Consider the following 6,724-nt stretch of genomic DNA (forward strand, 5'->3'; position numbering starts at 1 on the left):
GCGTTGTCAGCATCGCTCGCCACATGGGTACAGCCTATCGTCGGAACGCGTCACAAACAGCAGGTAAACGGCGCGTCGCCGTGTAGGAAAAACCCTACACGGGCACCGGGGCGTAGAATGGCTGCACACGTGTGCAATCACTTCGGAGCTTTTCATGGACAGTGCCAAGATCGACCGTTTCCTGAGCGAAAAGTGGGATGACGACATCGTCCCGCAACTGGTCGATTACATCCGCATCCCCAACAAATCGCCGATGTTCGACGCCGATTGGGTCGCGCATGGCTACATGGCCGATGCGGTGGCGCTGATGGAGCGCTGGGCGCGCGCGCAGGCGATCCCCGGCCTGCAGGTGGAGGTGGTGCAACTGGAAGGCCGCACCCCGTTGATCTACCTGGAGGTGCCGGCCAGCAGCGACGCCACCGGCGAGGACACCGTGCTGCTGTACGGGCACCTGGACAAGCAGCCGGAAATGACCGGCTGGGACGCCGACCTGGGCCCGTGGACCCCAGTGCTCAAGGGCGACCGCCTGTACGGCCGCGGCGGCGCCGACGATGGCTATGCCCTGTTCGGTTCGCTGGCGGCGATCCAGGCGCTGCAGGACCAGGGCATCCCGCACGCGCGCTGCGTGGTGCTGATCGAGGCCTGCGAGGAATCGGGCAGCTACGACCTGCCCGCCTACGTCGACCATCTGGCGGCGCGGATCGGCAAGCCGTCGCTGGTGGTGTGCCTGGATTCGGGCTGCGGCAACTACGAGCAGCTGTGGTGCACGACCTCGCTGCGCGGCCTGGCCGGCGGCAACTTCAGCGTCAAGGTGCTCAGCGAAGGCGTGCATTCGGGCGACGCCTCCGGCGTGGTGCCGTCGAGCTTCCGCGTGCTGCGCGACCTGCTGTCGCGGCTGGAAGACGAAGCCACCGGCAAGATCAAGGTCGACGGCCTGTACGCCGACATCCCCGAGGAGCGGCTGGCGCAGGCGCGCAAGGTCGCCGAGGTGCTGGGCGACGAGGTCTACAGCAAGTTCCCGTTCCTGCCCGGCATGCGGCCGATGCACGAGGACCTGTCCGAGCTGGTGCTCAACCGCACCTGGCGCCCGGCACTGTCGGTGACCGGTGCCGACGGCCTGCCGCCGCTGGCCTCGGCCGGCAATGTGCTGCGCCCCGAGACCGCGGTGAAGCTGTCGCTGCGCCTGCCGCCGACGCTGGACGGCAAGCACGCCGGCGAACTGCTCAAGGACGTGTTGCTGCGCGATCCGCCGTACGGCGCCGAGGTGTCGCTGGCGCTGGAGAAGTCCTCCTCCGGCTGGAACGCCCCGGCGCAGTCGCCGTGGCTGACCGATGCGATCGAAGCGGCCTCGCAGGCGGCGTTCGGCAAGCCGGCGATGTACATGGGCGAAGGCGGCTCGATCCCGTTCATGGGCATGCTCGGCGAGAAGTTCCCCGGTGCGCAGTTCATGATCACCGGCGTGCTCGGCCCGCATTCCAACGCGCACGGCCCGAACGAGTTCCTGCACATCCCGATGGGCAAGCGGGTCACCGCCTGCGTGTCGCGGGTGATCGCCGCCCACCATGCCGCCAGCCTGCGCGGCGAGACCACCGGCAGCGCGGCGGTGGCCGGCGGCGAGCAGCATGGCGGGCATGGGTGCTGTTGAGGGGCCGGGATTAGGGAGTCGGGATTCGGGATTGGCGAAGCCGGCTTTCTGAGTACCTGGCTACCCGGGTTACTGCTGGAGAGGCGTCGATCCAGATGCGACGCCTCTCCGTGGCGTGATCGCTGGGTAACGTGAGCGGCCAGCCTCGAGGTCTGGGCCGACTGCGCGGCGCACGCAAGCATCGACGCCATCACAGTCGATCTGGCACGATCCGACGCTGATCCCCCTCCGCGTCCGGAACGCTTCCCATGCACACTCTGTTCGGCAGCGACAGCTGGCTCTACATCATCCTGGTGGGCTTCGTGGTCGGCCTGCTGGCGCGTTTCCTCGGCCCCAGCAGCGGACGCTCCGGCTGCCTGTTCACCGTGTTGCTGGGTATCGCCGGCGCGCTGCTCGCCGGCTGGTTCGGCCACTACATGGGCTGGTACAGCCGTGGCGAGCCGGCGGGCTTCCTCGGTGCGCTGCTCGGCGCCATCGCCCTGCTCGCCTTGTTGCGGCTGTTCTCCAGCAAGCGCTGAGGCACGGCGCGCCGCTCGCCACGGCGGCGGCGCCCGTTTACGCTGTGCGGCTCGTTTCCGCCGCAGCCTGCCGATGAGCGCCAGCCCGATGGTTCCCGATGTTCTTGCGGCACGCGCCGCGCAACGCCTGGCCTGGGCGCGCACGGCCCTGGACGACGCACAGGCGACGCTGCAGCGCGCCTCGGTGGACGCCGGCCAGCGCAGCTACTGGCGCAGCCATGGCCAGGGCGCCAGCCGCATCGTGATGGATTCGCCGCCGGACCTGGAAGACGTGCGGCCGTGGCTGCGCATGCATGCGCTGCTGCACGGCGGCGGCGTGCGGGTGCCGACGATCCTGGCGCAGGACGCGGAGGCCGGCTTCCTGCTGCTGGAAGACCTGGGCCAACCGACCCTGGCGCAATGCCTGGACACGAGCACCGCGGACGCGCACTTCGACGCCGCGCTCGGCCAGTTGCTGCGGCTGCAGGCGATCGCGCCGCCGCCAGGCATGGGCGTGTTCGGCGAGGCGCTACTGCAACGCGACGCGGGCCTGTTCGAGGAGTGGTTCCTGCAACGCCACCTGGGCATTACCCTGGATGCCGACGAACGCGCGGCCCTGCACGGCGTGCAGCGCCAGCTCATGGACAACGCGCTGACCCAGCCGCAGGTGCTGGTGCATCGCGACTTCATGCCGCGCAACCTGATGCCGGCGGCCGACGGCCCGGCGGTGCTGGATTTCCAGGATTGCGTGATCGGCCCCGTCGCCTACGACCCGGTCAGCCTGTTCAAGGACACCACGGTCAGCTGGCCTTTGGCGCAGGTCGACGCCTGGCTCGCCAGCTATCACGCGCGTGCGCTGCAGGCCGGGATCCCGGTGCCGCCGCTGGCGCAGTTCCTGCGCGACGCCGAGTGGATGGGCGTGCAGCGCCACCTGAAGAACCTGGGCATCTTCGCGCGGCTGAACTACCGCGACGGCAAGGCCTGGTACCTGGACAACGTGCCGCGCTTCATCGCCTACCTCGACGAGGCGCTGCCGCGACACCCGACCCTGCAGCCGCTGGCGCAACTGCTGCAGACGCGGATCAAGCCGGCCCTGGCGCAGCGCGCGGCGGCCGGCGCATGAAGGCGCTGATCTTCGCCGCCGGCCTCGGCGAGCGCATGCGTCCGTTGACCGCACACACGCCCAAGCCGCTGCTGGCGGTGGGCGGCACGCCGCTGATCGTCTGGCACCTGCGCAAGCTCGCCGCGCTGGGCGTGCGCGAGGTGGTGATCAACACGTCCTGGCTGGCCGAACAGTTCCCGCAGACGCTCGGCGACGGCAGCGCGTTCGGGCTGCGCATCGCCTATTCCTACGAAGGCGCCACACCGCTGGAAACCGGCGGCGGCATGCTGCACGCACTGCCGCTGCTCGGCGAGGCACCGTTCCTGCTGGTCAACGGCGACATCTGGACCGACTTCGATTTCGCCCGACTGGCGCCCGAGCCGCCAGGCCTGGCGCAACTGGTGCTGGTGGATCCGCCGGCCTATGCGGCGCACGGCGATTTCGCCCTGCAGGACGACGGGCACGTGCACAACGCCGGCGACCCGCTGCTCACCTACGCCGGCATCGGCATGTACCGCCCCGCCCTGCTGCGCGACTGGCAGACCATCGCCGCCCCGGCGCCCACCGCGCCGGGCGCGTCGCCCCGCTTCTCGGTGGTGCCGCTGCTGCGCGCGCAGGCCGAACAGGGGCGACTCCACGGCCTGCGGCACCACGGCCGCTGGACGGATGTCGGCACGCCGCAGCGGCTGGCGGAGTTGGATGAGGGGCTGGGAATGGGGAAACGGGAATCGGGAATCGGGAAAAGCTGAGGTCCCACAGCTTGCCTGCCCCACGGCGGCACGCGAGCATCTCCAGAACCCTTCGATTCCGAGCACGACACGCGGAACATCAGCGGCGCCGTACCGGTTACTCGGCGCGAAGCGCTGTTTTTCTCGAATGCCGCAGTCCGGCTTCGGTCGCGGGGATCTCAGTTTTTCCCCATTCCCGATTCCCCACTCCCGATTCCCACCCTCCGCAAAAACGGCACCGTCACCCGCCGCTGCGCGGCCAGCGATTCGCGGTCCAGGCGCTCCAGCAGGCCGATCAGGCCGGCCAGGTCGCGTCCGGCGTGGGTCAGCAGCCAGTCGATCGCCGCGTCTTCCAGCACCAGGCCACGGCGCTGGGCACGCTCGCGCAGCACCGCGGCGCGGCCGGCGTCGTCCAGTGGCGCCAAGGCGATGCGGGTGCACTGCGACAGCCGCGAGCGCAGGTCCGGCAGACTGAGCGCCAGGCCGTCGGGCATCGCCTGCGCGGTGTACAGCAGGGTCACCCCGGCGCTGCGCGCACGGTTGTGGAAATCGAACAGCGCCACCTCGTCCTCGCGCTGCCCGGCGATCGCTTCCAGGCCGTCGAGGGCGACCAGATCGCGGCCCTCCAATGCTTCCAACGCATCGCGCAGACGGCCGGCGGCGGCCTGCAGCGGCAGGTAGGCGGCGCTGCGCCCGGCCTGTTCGGTGGCCGCGCACAGCGCCAGGGCCAGATGGGTCTTGCCGGTGCCGGCGGGGCCGGACAGGTACACCCAGTCGTCGGCGGCGCCGTCGGCCACCGCCTGCAGCTGCGCCAGCAGTCCGTCCGGCGCACCCAGATAGCGGTCCAGGCGTTGCTCCGGCGGATAGCGCAGGGCCAACGGCAGTTGCGGCACGCTCACGGCTGGTCGGGGCTGCGCGGCGGCAGTTCGATGATGGTGGTGCGCTCGGTGACCGTATCCAGCAGGATCGCCGACTTCTCGCCCGCGTACAGGTCGCTCTGCCGGTACTGCTCGTGCAGGTAGTGCAGCAGCACGTTGGCCACTGCCGCCACCGGCAGCGCCAGCAGCATGCCGAGGAAACCGAACAGCTGGCCGCCGGCCATCACCGCGAAGATCACCGCCACCGGATGCAGGCCGATCTTGTCGCCGACGATGCGCGGGGTCAGCACGTAGCTTTCCAGCAACTGGCCGACGGTGAACACCACGCCGACCAGGATCAGCAACTGCAGGTCGAAGCCCTTGGCCTGCACCAGTGCGGCCAGCACCGCCAGCAGGATGCCGGTGGTCGCGCCCAGGTACGGGATGAAGCTGATCAGGCCGGCGACGATGCCGATCAACAGGCCGAGCTTGAGACCAACCAGGGTCAGGCCGCCGGCGTAGATCACGCCCAGCGCCAGCATCACCAGGAACTGGCCGCGGATGAACGCGCCCAGCACCTCGTTGGACTGCTGCGCCAGGCGGGTGATGGTGCCGACGTGGTTGCGCGGGATGGTGGCAGCCACGCGCGCGACCAGCAGGTCCCAGTCGCGCAGGAAGTAGAAGGTCAGGATCGGCAGCAGCACCAGGTTGACCACCCAGGTCACCATCGCGAAGCCCGAGCGCGACAGGTAGCCGAAGAAGGTCGCGGCGACGCCGCCGGCCTGCTGCCAGTGCCCGCGGATCCAGTCGATCAGCCGCTCCGGGTCCAGCCAGCCCATCAGCTCCAGCCCGGTCTTCCGCTCGGCCCACGGAATCGCGGTGCCGATGAACCAGTCGCGCGCCTGCGGCAGCACGTCGATGAAGGTGACGATCTGCCGCTCCAGCATCGGCACCAGGATCACCAGCGCCAGCACCAGCAGCAGCACCATCAGCACGAACACCAGGGTCACCGCCATGTTGCGCGAGCGCCCGGCGCGCTCCAGGCGGTCCACCAACGGGTCGCCGAGCCAGCCGAGCAGCAGCGCCAGCACGAACGGGGTCAGGATCGGCGCCAGCAGCCACACCACCCACAGCACGCCGACGATCACCGCCGTCCATTTCAGGCGGCGCAGAAACAGCGCGATCTCGGCTTCGGGCGACAACGTCATTTCAGGCGGTACTCCGTCGGCTCGCTGTTGAGGATCACCGGACCCTCGACCGGCGCAACCACCGGCTGCAGCGCGGCGTCCGGGCCGAGCATGCGGTTCAGCCCGGACACGCCGCTGAGCAGGTCCAGGTCCAGTTCCAGGCGATCGCCGTCGGCGCGGACCGGCACGATGCGCCGCACCACCGAGGCGTTCTGCAGCGCGGCGGAGGCGCGCAGGTAGTCGTCGGCGCTGCGGATGCCGGTGATCACCACCCGGTAGATGCCGGCCGGGCCGGCGCTGACCGCCTTGGCATAACGCTTGACCAGGGCGTCGGCGGCGCCGTCGGCACCGCTGGCCATGGCGCGGCGCGCGTCGGCGTCGCTGGACGACCAGGTCGACAGCACCTTGCCGCTATCGACGAAGGTCCAGTCCGCGGTCCAGCCGCCGGCCTTGCCGCGGTACAGCTTGCCGATCAGCTGCATCGGCGGGCTGTAGCGCGACGAGGCGCTGGCCACCGCCGCGGTGTCCTGGCGCCAGATCGCGCCGGCCAGGGCCTGCTCGGCGGCGTTGCCGGTGGGCAGGCCGAGACGGAAGCCACGCTCGATCGCGCGGTCGAGCAGGCTGCGCGCGGCGTTGGACTGCTGCACGCCGACCAGGCGCGGGCCGCTGCCGTCGTCGATGGCCAGCCACACCACCGGCTTTTGGCGC

Annotated in this window: 7 protein-coding genes; 4 read left to right on the forward strand and 3 right to left on the reverse strand. The window is 70.2% G+C overall.

The features are described from left to right. Positions 1-154: 154 nt before the first annotated feature. The 4 genes from D588_RS0109280 to murU all read left to right on the forward strand — a co-directional run bounded on the left by D588_RS0109280 (position 155) and on the right by murU (position 3,993). Positions 155-1,645, forward strand: a complete 1,491-nt coding sequence (locus D588_RS0109280; RefSeq protein WP_017909202.1) for a M20 family metallopeptidase — start codon at positions 155-157, stop codon at positions 1,643-1,645. A 248-nt stretch (positions 1,646-1,893) separates the two neighbouring features. Then, complete coding sequence (locus D588_RS0109285; protein ID WP_010344083.1) at positions 1,894-2,163, forward strand: GlsB/YeaQ/YmgE family stress response membrane protein; 270 nt, start codon at positions 1,894-1,896, stop codon at positions 2,161-2,163. A gap of 73 nt (positions 2,164-2,236) precedes the next feature. After that, entirely contained in the window at positions 2,237-3,265 is a 1,029-nt protein-coding gene (locus D588_RS0109290) for a phosphotransferase (RefSeq protein ID WP_017915777.1), read from the forward strand. After that, positions 3,262-3,993: an N-acetylmuramate alpha-1-phosphate uridylyltransferase MurU gene (gene murU / locus D588_RS0109295; protein ID WP_017915778.1), complete on the forward strand. Its 732-nt coding sequence runs from the start codon at positions 3,262-3,264 to the stop codon at positions 3,991-3,993. The genes D588_RS0109290 and murU overlap by 4 nt, the downstream gene beginning before the upstream one ends. Before the next feature lie 158 nt (positions 3,994-4,151). Here the strand turns inward: murU and hda are convergent, their stop codons facing one another. From hda to D588_RS0109310, 3 genes are all read right to left on the reverse strand, one after another. After that, positions 4,152-4,871, reverse strand: a complete 720-nt coding sequence (gene hda / locus D588_RS0109300; protein WP_017915779.1) for a DnaA regulatory inactivator Hda — start codon at positions 4,869-4,871, stop codon at positions 4,152-4,154. Beyond that, positions 4,868-6,037: an AI-2E family transporter gene (locus tag D588_RS0109305; protein ID WP_017915780.1), complete on the reverse strand. Its 1,170-nt coding sequence runs from the start codon at positions 6,035-6,037 to the stop codon at positions 4,868-4,870. The genes hda and D588_RS0109305 overlap by 4 nt, the downstream gene beginning before the upstream one ends. Further along, a partial coding sequence (locus D588_RS0109310) for a DUF2066 domain-containing protein (protein WP_017915781.1) occupies positions 6,034-6,724 on the reverse strand: 691 nt, incomplete at its 5' end. The genes D588_RS0109310 and D588_RS0109305, both read right to left, overlap by 4 nt.

It is taken from the genome of Xanthomonas sp. SHU 308 (genome assembly GCF_000364645.1).
In the GTDB taxonomy this organism is placed as follows: Bacteria; Pseudomonadota; Gammaproteobacteria; order Xanthomonadales; family Xanthomonadaceae; genus Xanthomonas_A; species Xanthomonas_A sontii.

What these genes read in the sequence shown, in the direction of transcription:
- D588_RS0109280 (WP_017909202.1), top strand. Translation starts at nt 155, where the DNA reads ATGGACAGTGCCAAGATCGACCGTTTCCTGAGCGAAAAGTGGGATGAC.
- D588_RS0109285 (WP_010344083.1), top strand. Translation starts at nt 1,894, where the DNA reads ATGCACACTCTGTTCGGCAGCGACAGCTGGCTCTACATCATCCTGGTG.
- D588_RS0109290 (WP_017915777.1), top strand. Translation starts at nt 2,237, where the DNA reads ATGAGCGCCAGCCCGATGGTTCCCGATGTTCTTGCGGCACGCGCCGCG.
- murU (WP_017915778.1), top strand. Translation starts at nt 3,262, where the DNA reads ATGAAGGCGCTGATCTTCGCCGCCGGCCTCGGCGAGCGCATGCGTCCG.
- D588_RS0109305 (WP_017915780.1), bottom strand. Translation starts at nt 6,037, where the DNA reads ATGACGTTGTCGCCCGAAGCCGAGATCGCGCTGTTTCTGCGCCGCCTG.